Source organism: uncultured Dysgonomonas sp., assembly GCF_900079725.1.
GTDB lineage: Bacteria > Bacteroidota > Bacteroidia > Bacteroidales > Dysgonomonadaceae > Dysgonomonas.
Window position 1 is genome coordinate 5,081,810 of sequence record NZ_LT599032.1, and the last position, 22,935, is coordinate 5,104,744.

Annotated in this window: 16 protein-coding genes, 1 pseudogene and 1 riboswitch; of the genes and pseudogenes, 10 read left to right on the plus strand and 7 right to left on the minus strand. The window is 39.8% G+C overall.

What is annotated here, in order from left to right:
* The first annotated feature begins 5 nt into the window (after window positions 1–5).
* Window positions 6–304, plus strand: a riboswitch (cobalamin riboswitch).
* A gap of 149 nt (window positions 305–453) precedes the next feature.
* The 5 genes from QZL88_RS20540 to QZL88_RS20560 are packed head-to-tail and all read left to right on the plus strand — an operon-like array spanning window position 454 to window position 9,673.
* Entirely contained in the window at window positions 454–2,481 is a 2,028-nt protein-coding gene (locus tag QZL88_RS20540) for a TonB-dependent receptor plug domain-containing protein (protein WP_296944733.1), read from the plus strand.
* Between the two features lie 25 nt (window positions 2,482–2,506).
* Window positions 2,507–3,688 (plus strand): DUF5074 domain-containing protein, encoded by a 1,182-nt coding sequence (locus QZL88_RS20545; RefSeq protein WP_296944734.1) that lies wholly within the window; start codon window positions 2,507–2,509, stop codon window positions 3,686–3,688.
* A gap of 19 nt (window positions 3,689–3,707) precedes the next feature.
* The gene (locus QZL88_RS20550) at window positions 3,708–5,408 is read left to right on the plus strand and encodes a PKD-like domain-containing protein (protein ID WP_296944735.1); all 1,701 of its coding nucleotides are present in this window, start codon (window positions 3,708–3,710) and stop codon (window positions 5,406–5,408) included.
* A 15-nt stretch (window positions 5,409–5,423) separates the two neighbouring features.
* Complete coding sequence (locus tag QZL88_RS20555; protein ID WP_296944736.1) at window positions 5,424–7,523, plus strand: hypothetical protein; 2,100 nt, start codon at window positions 5,424–5,426, stop codon at window positions 7,521–7,523.
* 26 nt (window positions 7,524–7,549) lie between these two features.
* Window positions 7,550–9,673, plus strand: a complete 2,124-nt coding sequence (locus tag QZL88_RS20560; protein ID WP_296944737.1) for a hypothetical protein — start codon at window positions 7,550–7,552, stop codon at window positions 9,671–9,673.
* A gap of 390 nt (window positions 9,674–10,063) precedes the next feature.
* Here the strand turns inward: QZL88_RS20560 and QZL88_RS20565 are convergent.
* From QZL88_RS20565 to QZL88_RS20580, 4 genes and pseudogenes are all read right to left on the minus strand, one after another.
* Window positions 10,064–10,594: pseudogene (locus tag QZL88_RS20565) on the minus strand (acetylxylan esterase); the annotation flags it as partial.
* Between the two features lie 4 nt (window positions 10,595–10,598).
* The gene (locus QZL88_RS20570) at window positions 10,599–11,027 is read right to left on the minus strand and encodes a hypothetical protein (protein ID WP_296944738.1); all 429 of its coding nucleotides are present in this window, start codon (window positions 11,025–11,027) and stop codon (window positions 10,599–10,601) included.
* Window positions 11,028–11,087: 60 nt separating this feature from the next.
* Complete coding sequence (locus QZL88_RS20575) at window positions 11,088–12,206, minus strand: SusC/RagA family TonB-linked outer membrane protein (RefSeq protein ID WP_296944739.1); 1,119 nt, start codon at window positions 12,204–12,206, stop codon at window positions 11,088–11,090.
* Between the two features lie 195 nt (window positions 12,207–12,401).
* Window positions 12,402–13,388: a FecR family protein gene (locus QZL88_RS20580; RefSeq protein WP_296944741.1), complete on the minus strand. Its 987-nt coding sequence runs from the start codon at window positions 13,386–13,388 to the stop codon at window positions 12,402–12,404.
* A 228-nt stretch (window positions 13,389–13,616) separates the two neighbouring features.
* Here QZL88_RS20580 and QZL88_RS20585 point away from each other — a divergent pair, with 228 nt between their 5' ends.
* From QZL88_RS20585 to QZL88_RS20600, 4 genes are all read left to right on the plus strand, one after another.
* On the plus strand, window positions 13,617–14,171 hold the full coding sequence (locus tag QZL88_RS20585; RefSeq protein WP_296944742.1) for an RNA polymerase sigma factor: 555 nt from the start codon (window positions 13,617–13,619) through the stop codon (window positions 14,169–14,171).
* Window positions 14,172–14,221: 50 nt separating this feature from the next.
* Window positions 14,222–14,644 carry a transcriptional repressor gene (locus QZL88_RS20590; RefSeq protein ID WP_296944745.1) on the plus strand — a complete coding sequence of 141 codons (423 nt, stop codon included), beginning with the start codon at window positions 14,222–14,224 and terminating at the stop codon, window positions 14,642–14,644.
* Window positions 14,645–14,698: 54 nt separating this feature from the next.
* Window positions 14,699–15,025, plus strand: a complete 327-nt coding sequence (locus tag QZL88_RS20595) for a YnfA family protein (protein WP_296944748.1) — start codon at window positions 14,699–14,701, stop codon at window positions 15,023–15,025.
* Window positions 15,026–15,110: 85 nt separating this feature from the next.
* Complete coding sequence (locus QZL88_RS20600) at window positions 15,111–17,045, plus strand: heavy metal translocating P-type ATPase (protein WP_296944751.1); 1,935 nt, start codon at window positions 15,111–15,113, stop codon at window positions 17,043–17,045.
* A 27-nt stretch (window positions 17,046–17,072) separates the two neighbouring features.
* Here the strand turns inward: QZL88_RS20600 and QZL88_RS20605 are convergent, their stop codons facing one another.
* Window positions 17,073–19,088: an AAA family ATPase gene (locus QZL88_RS20605; RefSeq protein ID WP_296944753.1), complete on the minus strand. Its 2,016-nt coding sequence runs from the start codon at window positions 19,086–19,088 to the stop codon at window positions 17,073–17,075.
* A gap of 108 nt (window positions 19,089–19,196) precedes the next feature.
* Between QZL88_RS20605 and QZL88_RS20610 the strand changes: the two genes are divergently transcribed.
* Window positions 19,197–20,081: a D-isomer specific 2-hydroxyacid dehydrogenase family protein gene (locus tag QZL88_RS20610; protein ID WP_296944755.1), complete on the plus strand. Its 885-nt coding sequence runs from the start codon at window positions 19,197–19,199 to the stop codon at window positions 20,079–20,081.
* On the opposite strand, the gene QZL88_RS20615 is transcribed toward QZL88_RS20610, so the two are convergent.
* Both QZL88_RS20615 and QZL88_RS20620 read right to left on the minus strand, forming a co-directional pair.
* A complete protein-coding gene (locus tag QZL88_RS20615) occupies window positions 20,064–20,852 on the minus strand; it encodes an aspartate dehydrogenase domain-containing protein (protein ID WP_296944757.1) in 789 nt (262 codons plus the stop codon). The genes QZL88_RS20610 and QZL88_RS20615 overlap by 18 nt on opposite strands.
* A 508-nt stretch (window positions 20,853–21,360) precedes the next feature.
* On the minus strand, window positions 21,361–22,842 hold the full coding sequence (locus tag QZL88_RS20620; RefSeq protein ID WP_296944760.1) for a succinate CoA transferase: 1,482 nt from the start codon (window positions 22,840–22,842) through the stop codon (window positions 21,361–21,363).
* Between the last annotated feature and the right edge of the window lie 93 nt (window positions 22,843–22,935).

Here is a 22,935-nt window from a genome sequence, read left to right on the forward strand (position 1 = left end):
TAATATCTTTGCACTCAGATTTTGGTGTCATGTTTCCGTATCCTCGGAAAAATGATGAAAAGGGAATCAGGTGTAAGTCCTGAACAGACCCGCTGCTGTAAGCTCTATTCAGTAAACAGTTAACAATGTTTCTGAAAAAAGTCTTCGAACAATACCAAATACCACTGATTGACAGTAATCAGTCTTCAGTCAACCGTTATCAATCTTATTGTTAACTGTTCACTGTTCACTGTTCACTGAATGTTGGGAAGGGCGTTCAAAGATGGAGTAAGTCAGAAGACCTGCCAAGGTTGATTAGTTTAAAGCTTTCGGGAAATAAAGCTGAAGAACACTGAAAAGGAATCAATCTTTTACGCTGGCGTTGTCTGACTTACTATACTGATTTCCTATTCACTCAATCTTCATACGACTTATTTTCAGTAAGCTATTTGATAATATTCTTATTAGCTTGAAATGTCATTTTCCAAGTCGAAGAAAAGGATTTTAATTATTATCCTATCAAACGTATGCTTGATTTCTTTTGCCCAGAACAAGCTGGATAGTATACAGTTGTTGAACGAAGTTGTTGTGTCCGCACGGGTTATTCAAACGGAAATTGTCCCCGTGCAAACCTTGTCAGGGACGTTGCTTGAAAATCTGAGTGCCCATTCCGTAGCCGATGCCATGCGATACTTCTCGGGCGTACAACTCAAAGACTACGGCGGTGTGGGAGGCCTCAAGACTGTAAATATCCGTAGTATGGGCAGCCAGCATGTAGGAGTATTCTATGACGGTATAGAAATCGGAAACCCACAGAATGGCGTTGTTGATTTAGGCAGGTTTTCACTGGACAATATGGAGGCGATATCCCTCTATAACGGACAGAAGAGCGCCATATTCCAGCCGGCTAAAGATTATGCGTCCGCAAGTTCCATCTATATGACGACAAAATCTCCGGAATTCAGGCAGGGTCGGAGATACGGCCTCAAAGCGGCATTCAAGACCGGAGCTTTCGACCTTGTTAATCCCTCTGTCCTGTGGCATCAGAAACTATCCGAAAATGTATCCGGTTCCCTCAATGCCGAATATATCCATTCTTCGGGCAGATATAAATTCAAGCGTGCGGTAGTAAATAATATGGATGACCGGGGCGGTTATGATACGACCGAGGTAAGGAAAAACGGCGATATAAATGTTTTTCGTATCGAACATGCCCTGTTTGGGAAGATCAAAGACGGAGAATGGAAAACCCGTTCTTATTTCTATACATCCGAACGCGGCTATCCGGGAGCCGATATAAAAAAGCCCGACGTATACGCCCATGAAGACAGGCAGTGGGATAAGAATTTCTTCTTTCAGTCCTCCCTCAAAAAGAACGTATCGGCGACATACAGCACATTGCTATCAACCAAATATGCATATGACTATATACACTACATAGCCGGCCCTTATCCCGGCCCCGAACTGGATAATAAATATATGCTCCATGAAGCCTATCTCTCGTCTGCCAATTTGTTCAATATATTACCTTTTTGGAGCGCCAATGTTTCTGCCGATTTTATGTGGAATAAGATGAACTCCAATATGCGGGAATTTATTTATCCACAACGTTATTCCGGATGGGTAGCTGCTGCGACGTCTCTCTATTTCGACCGTTTCAAATTGCAGGCCAGCTTATTGGCTTCTTACATCCATGACAATACCAAAGAAGAGAAAAAAGAGATACAGCGCGATTGGGATAAATATACCCCGGCTATCATTGCTTCGTGGCAACCGTTCGATGCCCATGATTTTCATCTGAGAGCCTTTTATAAAGACATTTTCCGTATGCCTACCTTCAGCGAAATGCATCTCGCGTACATGGGCAGCTTATCTTCTTTTCTTAAACCCGAATATACAAAACAATACAATATCGGGATAACCTATTCACATCCCGTTACCCGCTCTTTAAATATAGGAGGGCAGGTCGACGCCTATCATAACAGAATAACCGATAAGCTGGTTGCGATTCCCGGTGGAGTCAATTTCAGGTGGACGATGAAAAACATCGGGTTAGTAAAGATCAACGGACTCGATGCCGCTTTATTCGGAAATATACAACATGGTAGAAATCTATCTGTCGATATACGGTTAAATTATACATATCAGCAAGCTCAGGATTATTCCGATCCCGAAGAACCTGCTACCTACAAAGGACAAATAGCATATATCCCGTGGCACAGCGGTTCAGCCATCATCGGCACAACATATAAGACTTGGAATTTCAATTACAGCTTTATATATACAGGCAAACGTTACGACGGAAGCGCCAATATCGTGGAGAACCGCATAAAGGAATGGTATACGCACGATCTTTCATTGAGTAAATCACTCAACTGGAAAGGAACGGATTTCCGGTTAACCGCTGAGGTTAACAATCTTTTCAATCAGCAATACGAAGTTGTGTTACGCTATCCCATGCCGGGAACAAATTTCAAATTCATACTAAATGTAATCCTATAGAAACCCAATTATAAACAATGCAAAAATGAGAAACATCAGATTATTTTTCCTGACTCCGATACTGGCGTTATCTATACTGGCTGGTATCTCTTCGTGCCGGAGCGATGATGATGACATCAATCCCCCTACCGAAACGGAAGTTACACCCGGTGAAAAAGGACCCGTCGAGGGCTTTTATTTATTGAATGAAGCAAATATGGGGAGCAATAAGTCATCCATTGATTATTTCGACTATGGATCCGGCACATATTTCAAAAACATTTATCCTACAATAAACCCCACAGTGGTAAAAGAACTGGGAGATGTAGGCAACGATATCCAGATTTACGGTAATAAGTTATATGCTGTTGTCAATGTTTCAGGATATGTGGAAGTTATGAACAAAATAACCGGAAGGCACGAAAATGAAATCGTGGTAAAGAACTGCCGGTATATTGTATTTGATAAAGGATACGCATATATCAGTTCCTATGATGCTGAAGTTAAAATCACACCTGATGCGCCGATAGGCTGTGTTGTGAAAGTGGACACGGCAACAATGAAAGAGGTAGGGCGGTGTATCGTAGGATATCAGCCCGAGGAAATGGTAATAAGGGATAATAAGTTATATGTGGCCAACTCAGGCGGATACCGTGTGCCAAACTATGACAATACAGTTTCTGTCGTTGACCTGAATACATTTACGGAAACGAAAAAAATCATTGTAGGAATCAATCTCCACCGAATGGAGCTGGACAGTGACGACAACATATACGTCAGCTCGCGTGGAGACTATAAATACATCGGTTCCAATACCTATATCATTGGCAGGAACGACATGGTAATCAAGACACTGAACCTGCCATGCAGCAACATGACGGCAAGCGGAGATTCTATCTATATGTACAGTGTGGAATGGAGCCATATTACACAGAGCAATACTGTCTCGTATGCTATTGTAAATACAAAGACTCGAAACGTCGTTTCGCGCAACTTTATCACGGACGGAACGGAAAAAAGGATAAAAGTGCCGTATGGATTGGCTATCAACCCTGAGACAAAGGAAATATTCGTTACAGATGCCAAGGACTATACAAGCCCGGGCACCCTCTATTGCTTTAGCCCTGATGGTAAGAAGAAATGGGACGTGATAACCGGCGATATACCCGCACATATCGTATTTACCAGAAAGAAATTGGAGAATGAAAATATTAAAAAACAAAACTAATTTATCAAATAATAACACTATGAGAAATTTAAAACATCTGATTTTTCTGCTTCTGTCAGTTTATTTGATTTGTTCGTTATCGTCCTGTTCGAGCGACGATGACAACAATGAACTGACTGGTGATCCCACGATTACATTCGGGATGGAGGAATACAAGGTAAAGATTGGCAGGGATCTTGCCATCGAAGCTAATGTAGAAAATGCTGTAAATCCAATGTATTCATGGAAGCTGGAAGGCAGGATTATTTCTGTTGATCCGGAATTAATTTTTAATCAAAACGATGCAGGAGAGTATTTTGTAACTCTCAGGATAGATGCCGAAAATGGTACGGTGGAAAAGCAAATTAAAATATCCGTACAGGATAAATTGCCTCCCGAGATCAACGTGTCATCTTCCATTATAGCCTATTCGGGAAAGGATACGGAAATTTCGGCAGAAGTGCTTTATGCCGAAGATGCAACATATGTATGGAGACTGGACGGTAAAATTGTCTCCGAAAGTAAAACATACGTTTTTAACCAGACAAAACTTGGTGCACAGACACTTTCCCTAAAAGTCAGCAATGAAGACGGAACAGATATGCAGGTAATCACGGTTACCACACTGCCCGAGCCTACTCCTGAACTATTCTTCGATAACGGCCATTACCGTGTCGCTTCAAATATAAATGAATTGCGGAAGATGACTGTTCCATTAGGCAAGTCCCTCGTATTGGCTCCTGTGATTTGCAATATCGAAAATCCTACGACATTCAAGTGGACGGTCGACGGCGCAACACAAAGCTCTACCACCGGATATTTGAAATTCACACCATCGGCAAAGGGTGTTTATCTGATTACTGTAACAGAGCAAAGTTCATCGGCAAAAGCAGAAGTACAGGTGACCTGTACCGAACCGGAAGGAACATATTTCCGACCTGTGAAAACAGGCAATAAAGCCACGGCTGCTACTGTGTTCGACTATATACCTGCACCCGGTCAGTTTGTAAACTATCAGATCGGTTCCACAAAAGCAAAAGCGTTGCAGGATGCGCAAAACTGGTTGAATACGGGTAATACAAGCGGCTATATCCATATAGGGGCTTATGGCGGATACTGGATTGCAGGGTTTGACCATAGTGTAAAAAATGAAGAAGGAAAAGCCGACCTGCTTATAAAAGGAAACGCTTTTGCCGGATGGAGCGAACCGGGTATAGTATGGGTGATGCAGGATGAAAACGGCAATGGACTTCCTGATGACACATGGTATGAACTGAAAGGCAGCGAAGCTGATAGTAAAGACACCAAATACCGCTACGCTATAACATACTACAAGCCGAATGCCAGTGGTTCCAATGTTCTTTGGACGGATAATATCGGCAGGTCTAATTCCGTAGATTACAATGGCTACCATTCACAGGCATATTATTTCCCGATGTTTATAGCCGAAGATTATTACACATTGGTGGGAACATGCCTTGCTGCAAACTTTTTTGTAGAAGGGGGTATTGAATATGCAAAAGACCTGCCTTGGGGATATGTGGACAACTACAATAGCGATAAGACCAAACCCATGAATGAATTTTGGATCGAAAATGCTATACAGGCCGATGGTTCACCTGCCAATCTGAAACACATAGATTTTGTGAAAGTACATACCGGAACGATCGGTAAAGGGGCTGCCGTGGGTGAAGTCTCGACCGAAGCCTGTGTCCCTGCTGATATGAATTTCAACAACTAATATATAAAAATGGTTATGAATATATTAAATAAGAGTTTTTACTTGCTGCTGTTAGCCGTTATAGGCTTACTCTCTTCATGTAGTGATGAAGATGATCCATTTGCAGGAAAAGATAACTACATCGCTTCTTTCTCATTGAAACAAGGAGACAAAGAATTTAACGCGGTGATTTCCGATAATGTAATTACGGTGACAGCTCCCGAAGGAATATCCCTGAATGGTGCTGCCGCCACGATAAAATTGAGTGAAAATGCCACTATTTACCCCGATCCTAAGTCTGTGACCGAATGGGATGATGAAATGCAGTTTGCCGTTACAGCTTATAACGGATCGCAAATCAGGTATAAATATACTGTGGTGCGTTCAGATATTGGAATTGAAGGTTCTGTTGTGCTGGAAACGCAAGCCGATGTGGATGCGTTTGGAGAAAAAGGTATTACTGCCATAAAAGGGAATCTGGTAATTGGCCGCACAATAGGCACCGAATCAGACTCTATCTCTACACTGGCTCCTTTACTTCAACTGAAAGAAATAGGTTATTCACTTATTATTCATCCTACCTTTTCGGGGAAAGACCTTACCGGCCTTGACAAGCTTGAAAAAATAGGAGGGGAGATAAGAATTGATGGAGCAAGAAATCTTGAAAAAGTGAATTTTCCGGGTTTGAAAACAGCAGGTGGTATGTATATTAAAAATACATTGATCGGTCTTGCGGATTTCCCTGTATTGACATCCGTATCAGAGACTCTGACACTGGATTGTCCGCTTGCCGGGATAAACTTCCCTAAACTGAAAATTGTAAAAGGGAAACTGTCTCTTAATACGGCTAACGGATCGAACGCGATGATGTCTAAAATTTCATTTCCGTCTTTGGAAGAAACCGCAGACTTGTCCTTTACCTATTTTAAAAGTACTAAAAAGGTCGATCTGCCGGAATTGAAGAAGGTTGGAGCTATGACCTTCAGCCAGCTTACCATGCTGTCTTTTATAAATGCACCTAAGCTGGAGGTGGCAACAGGGGTTATCACTATTCCGTCCACTACATACCTGACAGAGGTCAGTTTCCCTGCCATGACTCAGGCAACAACACTGAGCATTGACAGTAAATATATAAAGGTACTTGATTTTCCCAAACTGAAAACCGTGTCGGACAGGTTGGCTATCACATATGCCCAGATTGAGGGAATCCTGGATTTCAAGGCATTGGAGAGGGTCGAAGGTGAATTATATCTGTACGATCTGCCACAGATGACAGCTCTTAAACTTCCGGCCGGCATTAAATACATTGGCAGGTTAACTATCGGAACCAGAACCGCGACTCCTATCAAAGAGATCAATGTCAAAGGTTTGAACATAGGCGAACTTAAAGTTTTAGGTAATTCTATTCAGGCCGATAAGATTATCGGGGACGATGTATTCAAAGGAACGTTGACTATCGCTTCAAGCGGAGCCTCGTATAATAATGGATATCCGGGTTTCCCTGCTCTTGAAGGATTCCACGAGGTGGATTCGCTATCTCTCGACGGATATGTGTCTTATATGGATACAGTGCATATACGCGGTATAAGGAAAATAAACAAAACATTCCGCTTAGAGAACAACAATATCAAACGGTATTCAATGCCTGATATCGAAGAAGTAGGAGGAGATTTTTATTTTGCCCGTCTGGATCAGGGAGTTGATAAAACACTGGAATTTCCGAAACTGAAAAGGGTAGGAGGGTATTTCGACCTTAATGTGGGATCTACCCAAACCCGTATATTACGTTTTCCATCTTTAGAGTCTGTTGGAGGAGACTTCAGATTAGGCACCGGATATAATGCGGACAGGAGTCTGGAGGTTGTACAGTTCCCTGTATTGAAAAGTATCGGTGGAGCAATGATACTGAACGGATATAGTAGTAGTTACAAAAATCAATTGCTGAAAAATTTGGATGGCTTTGCCAGTCTCGAGAAGGCTCAGTCGATAGAGATAACAAACCAGATGGCAATCGAATCATACAACGGTCTGAAAAAAGTTTTTGGCTCACTAACCGGTTCCGGTTGGAAAACATCGGGGAATAACTATAATCCTACTTATGAGGATTTGCAGGCAGGTAAATGGGTAAAACCTTAATTACAATAAAGTAAAAATCAACAGATATGAATATAAATAAAACAGGAATTATTTTGCTCTCATTGCTGGGAATGCTCTCTTTTTCTGCCTGTAGCAATGATGACAGTGACTTCGATGGAGGAGATAGCTATATAACCGCATTCCGCTTGAAACAGGGAGATGTGACATTGAATGCTTCGATTTCACAAAATACAATTGTGGTTACCGCGCCCGAAAATTTATTGTTGTCAGGTGCTACGGCTAATGTATTATTAAGTGAAAACGCAAAGATGGAACCTGATCCGGCTACTATTACCGATTGGGATACAGACCAGTCTTTTGTGGTTACTGCTTATAACGGTACAAAGAGTACATACAACTACCATGTGGAGCGTAATGTCGTTTCCAGAGAGGGGGATGTTATACTTCTGACACAGGCCGAAGTAGATGAGTTTGCAACGCTCGGGCTTGCCCGTATCAATGGAAGCCTGACTATCGGAGCTGCTACCGGAGCGGATTCGGTATACAGTCTTAAACCTTTAGCCGGATTAAGAACAATTGATTTCAACCTCATTATAAATCCTACATTTGCCGGAAACAGCTTAGAAGGGTTGGAAAATCTGGAAAGGGTAGGATCGCTTCAAATAGGACAGGTAAAAGGTTTGAAAACGGTAGATTTTGCCAAACTAGGATCAATTATGACCAATCTGGTAATAAATGGCGCTAACATCAGATCGGCAAAATTCCCCGAATTGAAAAATATTGACAGAGCGTTACAGATACAGAATACAGACTCTTTGGTTGAGATGTCGTTTCCCAAGTTACAGAATATCGTGGAAAACATGACAATTCAGGGTTCGTGGAATATGAATAAACTGGCAGCGGTTGATTTTCCAAAACTGGAGAAAATCGGCGGCAATTTGAACATAACGCAATGGAAAGAAGCGAAGTCGGTGAACTTCCCTGTACTAAAAAATGTGACGACACTCAGTATAACGTCTCTTTCTAAAATGGAATCGTTAGCACTCCCCCAGTTGGGTTCCCTGCCGGGTGACGTAACTATTTCAGCATGTGACCTTCTTGTAAATGTGGATATAACATCGTTAAAAACAATATCGGGTAATCTTAGGCTGGAAAATGTCAATATTGAAGACCTGAAGGGACTGAAATCATTAGAATCCGTTGATAAAGAATTATTTATATCCAATATGCCAAAACTGAAGAGTACCAAAGATATGAAATCTTTAAAATCGGTAGGAGGAAGGATATACATATCAAGCTGGCCTGTGCTGGAAGATAATATTGACGGACTGTCGCTGCTGAACAGTGTGGGAGGAGATATTATAATTTCCCAGGTTTCATTTAAGAAGTTTTCCGGATTTTCATTATCTCAGGCTAATAAAATATCACTGTATGGAAACAACCTGACTTCCATCACAGAAGTAGACCTTCGCAATATAAATATGAACGGTCTGGAGTTATACAATATAACTACTCCTTTCACACTGAAAGGTAAAGATATCTGTGGATATGATGTTACATGGGGTAATTGCAATATTAAGAGTCTGGAAGGATTTAAAGAACTAAAGAGCTTGAATTTTACTACCGATATGAACACAATGGCTGAGGCAACCATAAGCGTGGAAAAGATACAGGGAAATCTGAGTCTCAGTACTTATGGCCTTGATAAAGTAAGTCTGCCGAATCTGAAAGAAGTGGGAGGGATGTTCTATCTGTCTTCGGCTCCTAAGGCTATAGAATTGCCCCTCTTGAAGAAAACAGGTACAGCGAATATCGATGCTTCTTCGATGCAGAAATTTAGTATGCCTGTTTTGGAAACGATAGATGGAGATTGCGCTATAACGAGCGGCGGATATAATTCCGATAATCTGTCGGAAATAGATATGCCAAAACTTACAACGGTAAATGGCTCACTGAATATATCGGGCTATAGTTCCTATTATGGAAATTCGAAACTTACAAATCTGAATGGTTTCCGGGTATTGAAAAATGTAAAAGAGATTACGGTTTCTTACAACTCTTCACTTTCCGATTTTTCGGGATTGAAAGATATACTTTCTTCAGTAACAGCAAGCAGTTGGAATGTATTCAATAATGCTTACAATCCGACTTATCAGGATATGTTGGACGGTAAATATAAAGAGCAATAAAAATCAACAACACTACTTATTATAGTTGATTAATTAGTTAATTGCACATTTGAGAAGTAAGGAATGGGGCTGTTGTGAAACAATCCCATTCCTGTTTTTCGGGATATATGATAATACTTGCCTATCTTAATCTTTACTCCTGTACCTTATCGCTAAAATATTTGAGCATTAATTACTCCCTTTTATCAGTAATAAAGATTACTTTATTACTTTTGAATCATGAGTAAAAAGAAGACAGATAATGAATACAAATACGACTGGTTAATCATAATCTTTGTGATTATATTTTTAGTCGCAATGTTGATATTTGGAGTATGTTAATCAATTATTATCCAGGTAAACTATTTCTGTCGGTCTTTTCTTTACCTGTGCCAATTAATCATCTATCTTCTATCGATTCAGAAGTTGAGTAAGCCACTCTTCCGATTTTATCCACTGTTCGTGATATGTCCAATGAGCTGTTTCGGGAATTATGAAGGCTGTTTTATCTGCACTAATAACATTGTATGCTGAGTAGATCGAAGTAGGGGGACACACCATATCGTTATAACCGAATGAATAAAATCCGGGAACTTTGACCTGACGTGCAAAATTTACTACATCATAGTATTTAGTTACCTCTTCTTTTACTTGCAATACAGCATCCTGCTTATCAGTTATATCTTTAAATAAGTGTGGCCAACCTCCGGCTCTGTTATTTAAGTATCCGGTAAAATCACATAAAGCCGGATAATAGGCTATAAGAGCACTGACCCTTTGGTCTAGTCCGGCTGTGACAATGGCTAAGGCTCCCCCTTGGCTTCCTCCTTCTACAATCATATTTTTGCCATCAAACTCATCCAGACTAAAAAGATAATCTATTGCTCTGATACAACCCATATATACACGTTTGTAATATACTTTTTCCTTATCGTTCCAGTTTGTTTTAAAATATTCTCTCAATCCGCATCAATCCATTGAGAGGTAGCTTTACTTCTGTATAGATATTGCTAAACAGGATTTGAGTTACATCTCTATCATCGTTCAATAAGGTTTTACTTAACGGATTTATTACTAATCCTATATCTATCGGAGCCGGCCTTGGTACTCCATCGTCATAATACAAATTGGCATACGGACTCAAATAAGTAGTGAAGTAGAGACTAGCCTGATTGCCGGAACTATCTCTGTTGGTAAATCCGGCATTGACACCTACTTTTAACCAGTTGGTAATATTAATATCGAAATTGGCACGGACAGAAAGCCGCTTAAACTGATCACCTCTCACAACTGATTTCATATCTGTATAAGAGCCCGAAAAATAATAATTCACAATATCATTTTTTCCGGAAATGCTCAATTCGTGAGAAGTCATTGGTGCATCCTGCGAAATCTCCTTAAACGGGTCTATTGTAATACCAGCATCATAATTTGCTTATTCCAATGGATTTAAGATTGTTAATTGTCCGCCCAGATATTCTTCAACATCTTTCAATTTTTGCATATACTTTTCGGGGCCTAACAACTTTGGAAGGCTTGCATATTTAGAAAAGCCATAATATCCATTGTAATTTAGGCGTGGTTTGCTGGTTGATCCTCTTTTTGTTGTAATCAGAATTACCCCATTTGTCCCTCTTGCTCCATAAACTGCAGCGGAACTTGCATCTTTCAATATATCGATAGATTCTATATCATTCGAGTTTATGTCGGCAAGGTTTCCTTCCATATATGGTATTCCGTCCAGGACTATCAGTGGTTGATTACTGGCTGTGATAGAAGATGTACCCCTGATGCTTATTGTTCCACTAGATCCGGGACGCCCATCATCAATAATCTGTACCCCGGCTACTGTACCCCGCAGAGCCTGCACGGGATTCACATTCGGCATTGTTTCCATTCTTTTGGGATCAACTCTTACTATCGAACCCGTTACATCACGTTTCCTCTGAATGCCATAACCAACAACTACGACCTCCTCCAACAGCTTAGAATCTTCTTTCAGCCTAATGTTTATAACAGGCTGATTTCCTACTCTTACTGTTCTGGATTCAAATCCGATGCTCGATACCTTCAGTACTGCGCCTTTACGGGCTTGGAGTTCATAATGCCCGTTGACGTCGGTAATAGTTCCTGCCGGTTCGCCTTCTACTGTTACAGTTGCTCCGATGATCGGTTCGTCTTTTTCATCGGAAATAATACCGCTTATTGATATCAGATCTACTTCTTTGTCTGAAGGTTTGTTTTGGGGACTATGAGGTGTTATAATGATTTGATCTCCCGCTATTCTGTAATTTAACTTTATTGGGGATAAAGTTTCTTTTAGAATTTCATTTATGCTTGTATTTTTATAATTAGCTGAGATTGGAAGATTCTCATTAACATCTACGGCATCATAAAAAAAACGTAAGTCTGATTGCTTTTCTATTTCAGTGAAGAAATTCTTTAATGAAGTGTTTTTTAACGTCAGACTGATTTTTTTAGTGCCTTTCGAAGATTCCAGTATATTGTTTTGCGCTTCTAGTGTTAGTCCTGATAACAAAAATATAAAGCACATTAACACGACTTTACTTATGTAAAGTTTTTTATTGCTGCACTTTAGCAGCACAATAGTTTTTTTCATACCTTTGTACATAAATTATTAAATATTTGTCTTGCCAGAGTCGGGTATTTATCAATGGGCATAAGAGTCTGAACCATTCTTATGTCCATTTTTTAGTGAGAATATTTTGTGTTTTTCAGATGTATTATTTTAATTGATGTAGCTGATCACCACCTCCTTTCCTTCTTTTATTTCATACGTTATAGGAGCTAATGTGCTGATTAATTCCAATACGTCTTCAATAGGTTCCTGTCTGAGCGACAGATTATATTTATGTGTTTTAGATGGTTTGTTTTTCAGTATTATTTTTACGCTGTACCATGATTCGAGTTTCTTACATAATTCAATGATATCTTCATTTTCCACTTTTAGTTCGTCTAATCTCCACAAAGCAATATCTGTCAGGTTCCCTGTAGTATAGTTTAGTTCTTTTGTTTTTACATTATAGTCAGCTGTTTGTCCGGGTTTGATATATTGGATGTTTTCTTCGCCTTGTATGCGTATTCCGACCGAACCTTCTATTAATGATACAGTTATATTCTGGTTGCATGGCTGAGCATTTACATTAAATGTTGTTCCATAAACTAAGATATCTACATGCTGTGTATGAACCACAAATGGCTCTTTATCTTTTTTTGCAATATGAATATACGCTTCCCCTGTTAAGGTGAATTGCCGTTCTTTGTCTGCAGGATAAGTAATATAGCTTTCCGAATTGAGTAAGATTTCACTGCCATCTCTAAGCGATACCTTAGCTTTGCTCCCTTTTTCTACTGCGAATAAAACATCCTGATGCTTATGGTTTTCACTCCCCCAGAAAATAGAAAAACTCCCAACTAATACAATAGCAGCAACCACTGCTGCCGCGGCATATAGTTTAACCTTTCTCAATTGAAGTTTACGCGGATTCCCTATTCCTATTTCTTCTTTAATATCATGTAGAAGAACTTCGGCATCTGTAGAAAAAGTAATCTGGTCCAGATACTTTTCATTCTGGATCTGACTAGTCAGATATGTATCCAATTCTGTATTTCCTTCATCGGAATTAATCCATTCAAAAAGAATCACCAATTCCTTTTTTGAACACTTTCCTTCATGGTACTTATTTAATAAGTCGATATATTTATTGTTTTCCATATGTTTTTCATGTCGGTCTATATATAAAGACGAATCTTTTCAGAAAAGCTATTACTCTATTATGAAAAAAAATAGATCAATTGATGTTAAAATTGTCAAACTGCTGATTGTTAATAAAATAATTTCGGCTGTTTTTTAACAATGGGTGGAGTATCCGGAGAATTTGATACATGAAAAAAAAATGTATATTTGCAGATATTGTTACTTAAATCTTAATCGAAATACATTTTGACTGTTGATAAAGACAAAATACTATTGCTAGCTCTTCAAAAAGGAGATGAAAAAGCTTTTGACCTTATTTTTCATAAGTATCATAAGACTATATATGCTTTTATATTATATAATTGTAAATCGGGAGATGATGCTCAGGATATGACTCAAGAGGTATTTATCAGGTTGTGGCAAAACCGTAAAAATTCAAATATAGATTCCCTGAAAGGCTATTTGTTTACAATAGCTAAGAATATTTTTATTGACTGGACCCGGCAGTCGGTAAATAAACAAATCTTTGAATCTGTTTTAGAATTGAAAAATCTGAGTGTCGAAAATGAAGACAATACAGATATAGAAGATTTGTTTTCTAAGATAGAAGATGCCGTTCATAATATGCCGGAAAAACGTTTAGAGGTTTATAAATTAAGGTGGGTGGATGGCTTTTCCCGAAAAGAAATTGCATCGAAAATGGGAATAACCATAACAACAGTGGATATCCATCTTCGAAAATCTGTACAATATTTAAAATCAATTCTATCAAATTTCATTTGGATGTATATTATATTTTAAATTCGTTACTTTTGTTGTGGTCTTAAAAGTAACGGAGATAAAATTATAGCATGAACAGCTCTTATATAAACTTGCTGGAAGAGCGCAGTATAAAACCGACAGCTCTACGGATATTAATACTTAAAACGATGCTCGAGTTTAGCAAAGCATTCAGTTTATCCGATTTGGAAATAGAACTCGATACGGTTGATAAATCGACTATTTCTCGTACAATCCATTTATTTCACGAACATCAGCTTATCCACAGTTTCGACGATGGGTCGGGTTCCATAAAATATTCGGTGTGCAACAGGGATTGCCATTGCAATATGGATGATCTTCACGCTCATTTTTATTGCATTTACTGCAAGGATGCATTCTGTCTGGAAAATATTTCTATCCCCAGATTTGCACTGTCGCCTATAATGCAAGTAGAAAGTGTTAATCTTGTAATCAAGGGGTATTGCGGACGATGTAATAAGGTCGATATTTAGCAAAGATTTTATTCCTTTGTAGAATCTTTAAATATGCAAAATATTCAATTGACTATGATTCTCAAATCAATTCCAATATTTATTCTTGCCGGGCTATGTGAAATAGGAGGGGGGTATTTAGTCTGGCTATGCCTCAAAGAAGGAAAACCTTGGTGGTACGGAGTTTTGGGTGCTTTGATTCTTGCTTTCTACGGAGTGGTAGCAACATGGCAGACCTCAAATTTTGCGCGGGTATATGCTACTTATGGCGGTTTTTTTATCGTTATGTCTATACTGTGGGCTATGAAATTCGATAATTATTCTCCTGATAAATACGATATTATCGGAGCATTAATAGCTCTGTTGGGAGTCTGTATCATATATTATTTTCCACGTAATTAGATTACCCGAAGCTAAAAAACGCTAGATGTAAATTTGCAACTCAGTTGCAGGCTATAGTCCATACCTTTGTATAAAAAAATAAGAAATGGACGAAAATAAAGAATATAAATGTACCTGTTGCGATTCTTGTTCCGAAGAATTGCCGGGTAACAATACACAAAACCGGAAGATATATATTCCCGTAGGTTTAAGCCTTGCTGCACTTCTGGCAGGGATAATTATGGACAATCTTATCAGCCGGTATTTTAATTCTCATTACAGGCTTATTTGGTATATACTGGCATATATCCCGGTTGCTTATCCTGTTTTCAGAGAGGCTGTGCAGACAATCCGGCAAAAAGATATTTTCACGGAATTCTCCCTGATGATTGTGGCTACATTAGGCGCTTTTTTTATTGGCGAATATCCCGAAGGTGTTGCTGTTATGCTTTTCTACTCTGTCGGTGAGCTATTCCAGGCCTCGGCAGTAGATAAAGCAAGGAAGAATATAAAATCCCTTCTCGATATCCGTCCCGATACGGCAACCGTAGAACGAAACCGCAATTATATAACTATTGCTCCCGAAGATGTAAAAACAGGAGAGACAATACTAGTCAAAGCTGGAGAAAAAGTTCCGCTGGACGGGATAATGATTTCTGTATCGGGCAGTTTTAATACATCTGCCCTGACAGGTGAAAGTAAGCCTAAAACAATACGGGAAGGTGAACCGGTCTTGGCAGGCATGCTCAATATCGATAAAGTGATTTATATAAGAGTAACGAAAAAATACGAGGACAGTTCCTTATCCCGCATATTGGAGATGGTACAGGACGCGACTTCCAGAAAAGCCCGAACCGAACTTCTTATCCGCAGATTTGCCAAGATATACACTCCTTTGGTATTCTTCTTTGCGTTACTGGTTACTGTAATACCCTACTTCTTTGTAACGGATTATATATTTCAGGATTGGCTCTACCGGGCCTTGGTCTTTCTGGTTATTTCGTGCCCATGTGCATTGGTCATATCCATACCGTTAGGATATTTCGGAGGTATCGGTGCTGCATCCAAAGCCGGTATACTATTCAAAGGGGCAAATTACCTGGACTTGTTGACAAAAGTGAATACCATAGTCATGGACAAAACAGGTACTTTAACCAAAGGGGTATTTAATGTACAGGATATAGTTTCATCCGTAGCTGTGGAGAAAGACGAATTAATTGAATATGCAGTAGCATTAGAGAAAAAATCTAATCACCCCATTGCAAAAGCAATTGTTGCTTACGGAAAAGACACGATTAAAGACTATCCGGCAACCGATATAGAAGAGATTCCGGGACATGGATTGAAAGGTGACATAAATGGACATGAAGTTCTGGCAGGTAATGCCAATATGATGGAAAAGTATCATATAAGTTATGATAAGTCGATTGATTTAATACCTGAAACAACTGTTATTATTGCAATAGATAATACATATGCAGGCTATATCACGATTGCAGATGAAGTGAAGGAGGATGCTGCCGATGCTGTAAGAAACATGTATATGAATGGAATTAATCAGGTAGTAATGCTAAGCGGCGATAAGTCGTCCATTACAGAGAGTGTTGCTTCCCGTTTAGGAATTGGTAAGGCTTATGGTAATTTACTGCCTGAGGATAAAGTTAAACATATTGAACAATTGAAGTCTGATAATGAAAATGTGGTGGCTTTTGTCGGTGATGGCATAAATGATGCGCCATCTCTTGCTATGAGCGATGTAGGTATTGCAATGGGCGGAATGGGTAGTGATGCAGCTATTGAAGTCGCAGATGTTGTTATACAAACCGACCAGCCTTCTAAAATTGTTACTGCCATAAAAATAGCCGGGGCAACCAAGAAGATAGTTTATCAGAATATCACTTTGGCATTTTCCGTCAAATTGATCGTTCTAATTTTAGGAGGCTTTGGCGTAGCGAATATGTGGGAAGCGGTTTTTGCCGATGTGGGTGTTTCTTTGTTAGCTATCTTAAATGCAGTGAGGATATTGAAAATGAAATTCTGATTGAAGAGTTTTATTTTATAGGTCAATTTATAAGTCCTTACCCTTGGAATTCTTCAATTCTCTGGCGATCTGATAATGCTTATCCGATAATTCGGTATTGCCAATAGCTGCATAAGCTTCAGCAAGATATTCATGGCAGGCGGCATGACGTGGCTTCTGCCCCGAGGCTTTCATCAGGTCGGTTATAGCCAGTTCCGGCTCATCCACTTTAAGCTTGTTTTTTCCTCTGTTGTAGAGAGCTTTGAATGATAGCGGACTTAATTCTATAGCCTTGTTGAAGCACTTCATAGACTCGTAATAATCCTCCTGATCATAGAAGGTTACACCTTTCCTTATCCATGCATCGAGATAGGTAGGGTCTAAATCCAGTGCCTTGTTGAAGTTGGCCAGAGCTGCACGATAATCCTTGTATGAAACGATGCATTCATTACCCATCTGATAATATTCCTTCGCTAACTTTTTTAGTACTTTGGTCTGTTCGTATAGCCTGTCCTTTAATTCGGCATTCTTTGTTTTAAGGTGGTTTATGGTATTCAGCTTCTTTCGTATATATCTTTGTTGCAATGGCTTTTCTATATCATAGCGGGCATGGATAGCTTTGAAGAAATGGTCAAGGAAATTATCGAAATTCCCTTCATCGAATTGTGCTATCGCTTCTTTGTACAGATAATTAGCGTCCGATTCTTTCAGTGCTTTATTAATTAATTGCTCATTATTGAATTGTTTACTGAATTCCACTATTTCGGGCCGCACAAATATATCTACTTTATTGATATTCTTTTTAAGAACAAGCCCGTCCAGCGAGGTACATCTGCTCAGGGCTACATAAGCTTGTCCTCCGGCAAATACTCCTCCGCTAAAATCAACAATCACATTATTGAAGGTAAGCCCCTGGCTCTTATGGATTGTAATTGCCCACGCAGCTTTCAATGGCAGTTGGGTATAAGTACCGATAATTTCTTCTTCGATCCTCTTTTCCTGCTCATTATATCTGTACCTGTAATTCCGCCATGTTTCCAGTTCTACTTTCACCTCAAATCCATCCTCTTTGAGAACATATACATGCCCTTCTTCATCTATTCCCGATATAATGCCGATAGTGCCGTTAACCCAGCGGCGGGGCCATTGCATATCGTTACGGATAAACATGACCTGTGCATGTTCTTTAAGTACTAGTTCCTGTGCAGTGGGAAGAGATGATTCCGGAAAATCGCCTTCTTTGATACCATAACTGACAAACTCAAAGGTATCGAGTTCCGACATCTTCTTCTCGTTAATATAGTCAACATTATCACGTTTGGTAGCCAGCGTAATATACATATCTTCCTCTCTTGGGTTAAAACCGGAATTTACCCGGTTATTGAGTAGAGCCAAATCGCTATTGTTCGATTTTCCGTTCCTTATATTATTCAGTATAGAAATAAACTTTTCATCTGTCTGACGATAGATTTTTGTAAATTCTATCGGAACAAGGTTTATTTCACGAAAAACGTTCGCTGAAAAGAAAAAAGCATTCTTGTAGAATTTGTTGATTATCTCTCTTGTATCGGGAGTAACCACAGGTTCGAGTTGGAATACATCGCCGACAAAAACAAGTTGTTTACCCCCGAAAGGAGTACGCATATTATTTGAGTAGACCCGGAGAATCCTGTCAATACAGTCTATTGTATCGGCTCTTACCATCGATATTTCGTCAATGATTATAAGTTCCACTTCCTGTATGATCTTACGGTGTTCTTTCCTATACTTGAAAAACTCAAAAATGCGGCCACCGACAAGACTCAAATCTGCGTCATCGGGGGCCATAGGCCTGAATGGTAATTTGAAAAATGAATGCAATGTCGATCCCTCTGCATTTATCGCCGCTATTCCGGTAGGTGCCAAAACAACGAATTTTTTACGTGTCGTCTGGCAGAGATGTTTCAGAAAAGTCGATTTACCTGTACCTGCTCTTCCTGTGAGAAAAACAGACTGGTTGCTCCGTTCAATCAGGTCGAGAGCATTCTTAAACTCTTTATTGGAAGTATCTATTGACGCAATCATAATGATGAAGCAAAAGTAAACTTTTTTGAGAATAAATAATCTTAGAGCCTGTTTAAATTTTACACCACAGGTTCTTTTGTTATCTTTATTCTTTAATTCTTTTAAATTATGTTCAATAAACTTGTGGCTATAGAGCCGGTGAGCCTGATCCCGTCCGCTGAGAAGGAGTTGCATTCTTTTGCAAAGGAAGTTGTTATGCATCAGGATATACCTGCAGATGATAATGAAATCATTGCGCGTATAGGTAATGCGGATGCCGTACTTCTGAGTTATACCTCACAGATTAACCGATATGTATTAGAAAGATGTCCCGATATTAAATATATAGGAATGTGCTGTTCCCTGTATTCTCCCGAAAGTGCCAACGTAGACATCCGTTATGCTAACGAACGGGGTATTACGGTAACAGGTATCCGGGATTATGGCGACGAAGGGGTGGTAGAATATGTAATCAGTGAGCTTGTACGCTGCCTTCACGGATTTGGTCAGGAGCCATGGGATGAAATGCCCCGCGAAATTACCGGGCTAAAGGTGGGAATTATAGGACTGGGAAAATCGGGTGGTATGATAGCCGATGCATTGAGATTCTTTGGCGCTGACATAGCTTATTTCTCCCGCAAGGAAAAACAAGACGCAAAAGCCAAAGGTTATCAATTCCTGCCTTTGCGGGAACTCCTTTCGCATAGTGAAGTTGTTTGCTGCTGTCTCAATAAAAATACGGTTTTATTACACGAACCAGAATTTGAACAACTAGGAAACAAGAAGATACTTTTCAATACAGGTTTATCTCCGGCTTGGGACGAGGTTGCGTTTACCAAATGGCTGGAAGGTGACAACCTCTGCTTTTGTGATACAGTAGGAGCATTGGGAGGAAAACACTTGATTGACCATCCACATATCCGTTGTATGCAAGTTTCCACCGGCCGCACACGTCAGGCTTTTGATCGCCTGAGTGAAAAAGTATTGAAAAATTTATCAGAATACAATAGGTGAAACGATATTGATCAGAGTACTCACTACCGACCAACCTGCAATTTCGGATGTAGCACTGTATACATCTACTACGGCATGTACCTGATCATTTTTAATTTCAACCCGTTGGGTGTCACCTCTAAATCCCGGAGTAGACTGCATAGTCACATGCATTTTTTCAGCACCTACAGAAGCCAGTGAAGCTGCAACTGATACATTTAGCCCCGTTGGAAATACGTCGATAGCTTCCCTTGCAGTTCCCGAAAAGACAATACGCTGTTCGGTTTCCAAAGATGGATCATAAACAGGCGACCTCCTCAGTGCATTAACGCCTTTCTCATTGAAGAAACGGGCAGATGCATTCCCCATCAGGGTGGCGGTTCTCAAAACATCGAAACCTCCTGTAGCCCCAGAAGCAATGTATATACGTGTGCCATTTGCTTTTGCTGTTTCCATCACCTCCTTATAAAAAGCGGTATCGGCAAAAGCTCCTATAGACAAAGTGATAACAGATGTGCCGTTTTTTAATGTAGGCAGGGCCAGTTCTTTCATGGCAGCAGGGGATGCTGCTTCCACCAGATAGTCGGGTTTCAGAGCCAATAAGTCTTCCAGTGTCGCACATGCAGAGCATGATTTACCATGTTGCTGCATTTTTTTTGCAATTCGTCCGGCTTTTGACGCAGTACGCGAATAAACTCCAGTTAAATCATATTCAGGCAATAAGCCATTTATAAGTGCATCCGCTACAATTTCGGCAAGATACCCACATCCCACAATCGCTAATTTTTTCATGTAAGCAAAGATACCTCTTAAATGTATGATTTCCTAAATGTTTCTGCCCGATCGTCTGTCTTACGTATCATTCAACGGTACAAAGACTCTGAAAGAAGAGCATTACGAATATAATTATTATAGGCTTGTAGGAAATGATATATAAAATTATCTGTTCGCCCCTTATTTATATTTTTTTTATTTGTATTGTGAGTTTTGGTGTATATAAGTGTTTTTTTTCTAAATATTATATATATTTGCAACCAGTAAAATCACAAGGTACACGCTAAGTCTCATGAAAAATCAATACTCAAAATCTTTAATTAAGAAAAAATCTTATTGAGAGATAAGATACTGGCATGTCATACCTGTAAAAGCGTATGGCAAAAATCTTGTGACGTATTAAGATGACCTGAATAACCTGATAAATAACTGCAACATTTAGGTAAAGGAGCGGGCTACAGATGGAGTACAAGGTGGGTGGTGCTACTTGTAATCATATAAACTGTAGCCTAAGTTTCTTCTGGTTTTATCCCATTTCTGCATTGCGCATATCTCCCGTACTCATAAATGATTTATGAAAATCAAAAGCTCTGTCCAGATTTACCGGAGTTTGCCCATTGGCTCCGCTATTAAGGTAAGCATACAATAAGGGACGGTAATCAGGATGTACACAGTTTTCGATAATACATGCGGCCCGGTCTTTCGGCGATTTTCCACGCAGATCAGCCACTCCGTATTCTGAAATAATGACCTTTACAGAATGCTCACTATGGTCTGTATGCGAAACCATCGGTACAAATGCACTAATCTTTCCGTCTTTGGCTGTCGACGGCGTAAGGAAAATAGACAGGTACGCACTGCGTGCAAAGTCGCCAGAACCTCCTATACCATTCATCAACTTGCTGCCCATTACATGTGTAGAATTGATATTTCCGAAAATATCAGCCTCCAGAGCTGTATTCATGGCAATAATACCCAAACGGCGGGCGATTTCGGGATTGTTGGAGATCTCTGCTGTACGAAATATAATTCTTTCCCTGAAAAATGGCAAATTCTTGTAAATCCGTTCTATACACGGATTACTAACGGTGAGTGTCCCCCCGCTGGCAAATTTAATACGCCCGGCTTCCATCAGTCCTATAACAGCGTCCTGTATCACTTCTGTGTATACTTCGAAGTCGGGTATATCCTTGCTTTCGCCCAACGCAGACAGTACGGCATTAGCTATATTGCCGACTCCCGACTGTACAGGCAGGAAGGTTTCAGGTATGCGGCCTTCTTGCATTTCCTTTATAAAGAATGAAACCGCGTTTAGGCCAATCTGCTTTGTTATTTCATCTACAGGAGTAAACGAGCCGCCTTCATTTGGTTTATTGGTTTTTACCACCACAATCTTCTCCGGATCAACTTTTACATAGTCTTTACCAATACGGTCCCGAACCGAATAAACAGGAATATGTTCGCGATGGGGTGGAGTAGGGAGTTCTATCAGGTCATGCATTCCCCGCAGTTCTTTAGGATGCCAACTATTCAGTTCTACAATTACAATTTTTGCCAAGCGGGCAATTGTTGGTATAATGCCCACACCGCATGTAGGCACTATTTCTCCGTTTACGGTTACATCACTGGCTTCGATAATTGCTACATCCACAGGCCCGTAAAAACCATATCGGAGGTCTTGCGCCAAAGTGGACAGATGTAAATCGAAGTAAGGAACCTCCCCGCTATTGATAGCATTCCTCATATCCTTATTGGTCTGATAAGGTGTCCGGAACTTGATGGCATGCGCACGTGCCAAAGCTCCATCGATACTGTCGCCGGTAGACGCCCCTGTAAACATCCCTACTTTAAAGGGATTACCTTTTGCATGTTCATCTTCAGCGCGTTTGGCCAATGCAACAGGAACAACTTTAGGGCAACCGGCATGTGTGAAACCACTAAATCCAATATTGTCGTTATTATTAATAAGAGATGCCGCTTCTTCGGCAGTCATAAATTTTAAAGTCATAAGTTTTGATTTATTATTTCACGACAAAGTTATCTCTTATATATGTTGTCTGAAATGACAATAATCAGGCAAAAACTGCCATAAACTCATTCT

Coding starts and splice junctions, on each gene's coding strand:
- QZL88_RS20595 (WP_296944748.1), top strand. CDS start 14,699: ATGATTCTCAAATCAATTCCAATATTTATTCTTGCCGGGCTATGTGAA.
- QZL88_RS20550 (WP_296944735.1), top strand. CDS start 3,708: ATGAGAAATTTAAAACATCTGATTTTTCTGCTTCTGTCAGTTTATTTG.
- QZL88_RS20580 (WP_296944741.1), bottom strand. CDS start 13,388: ATGGAAAACAATAAATATATCGACTTATTAAATAAGTACCATGAAGGA.
- QZL88_RS20570 (WP_296944738.1), bottom strand. CDS start 11,027: ATGACTTCTCACGAATTGAGCATTTCCGGAAAAAATGATATTGTGAAT.
- QZL88_RS20575 (WP_296944739.1), bottom strand. CDS start 12,206: ATGTGCTTTATATTTTTGTTATCAGGACTAACACTAGAAGCGCAAAAC.
- QZL88_RS20590 (WP_296944745.1), top strand. CDS start 14,222: ATGAACAGCTCTTATATAAACTTGCTGGAAGAGCGCAGTATAAAACCG.
- QZL88_RS20600 (WP_296944751.1), top strand. CDS start 15,111: ATGGACGAAAATAAAGAATATAAATGTACCTGTTGCGATTCTTGTTCC.
- QZL88_RS20605 (WP_296944753.1), bottom strand. CDS start 19,088: ATGATTGCGTCAATAGATACTTCCAATAAAGAGTTTAAGAATGCTCTC.
- QZL88_RS20610 (WP_296944755.1), top strand. CDS start 19,197: ATGTTCAATAAACTTGTGGCTATAGAGCCGGTGAGCCTGATCCCGTCC.
- QZL88_RS20560 (WP_296944737.1), top strand. CDS start 7,550: ATGAATATAAATAAAACAGGAATTATTTTGCTCTCATTGCTGGGAATG.
- QZL88_RS20615 (WP_296944757.1), bottom strand. CDS start 20,852: ATGAAAAAATTAGCGATTGTGGGATGTGGGTATCTTGCCGAAATTGTA.
- QZL88_RS20620 (WP_296944760.1), bottom strand. CDS start 22,842: ATGACTTTAAAATTTATGACTGCCGAAGAAGCGGCATCTCTTATTAAT.
- QZL88_RS20555 (WP_296944736.1), top strand. CDS start 5,424: ATGAATATATTAAATAAGAGTTTTTACTTGCTGCTGTTAGCCGTTATA.
- QZL88_RS20545 (WP_296944734.1), top strand. CDS start 2,507: ATGAGAAACATCAGATTATTTTTCCTGACTCCGATACTGGCGTTATCT.
- QZL88_RS20540 (WP_296944733.1), top strand. CDS start 454: ATGTCATTTTCCAAGTCGAAGAAAAGGATTTTAATTATTATCCTATCA.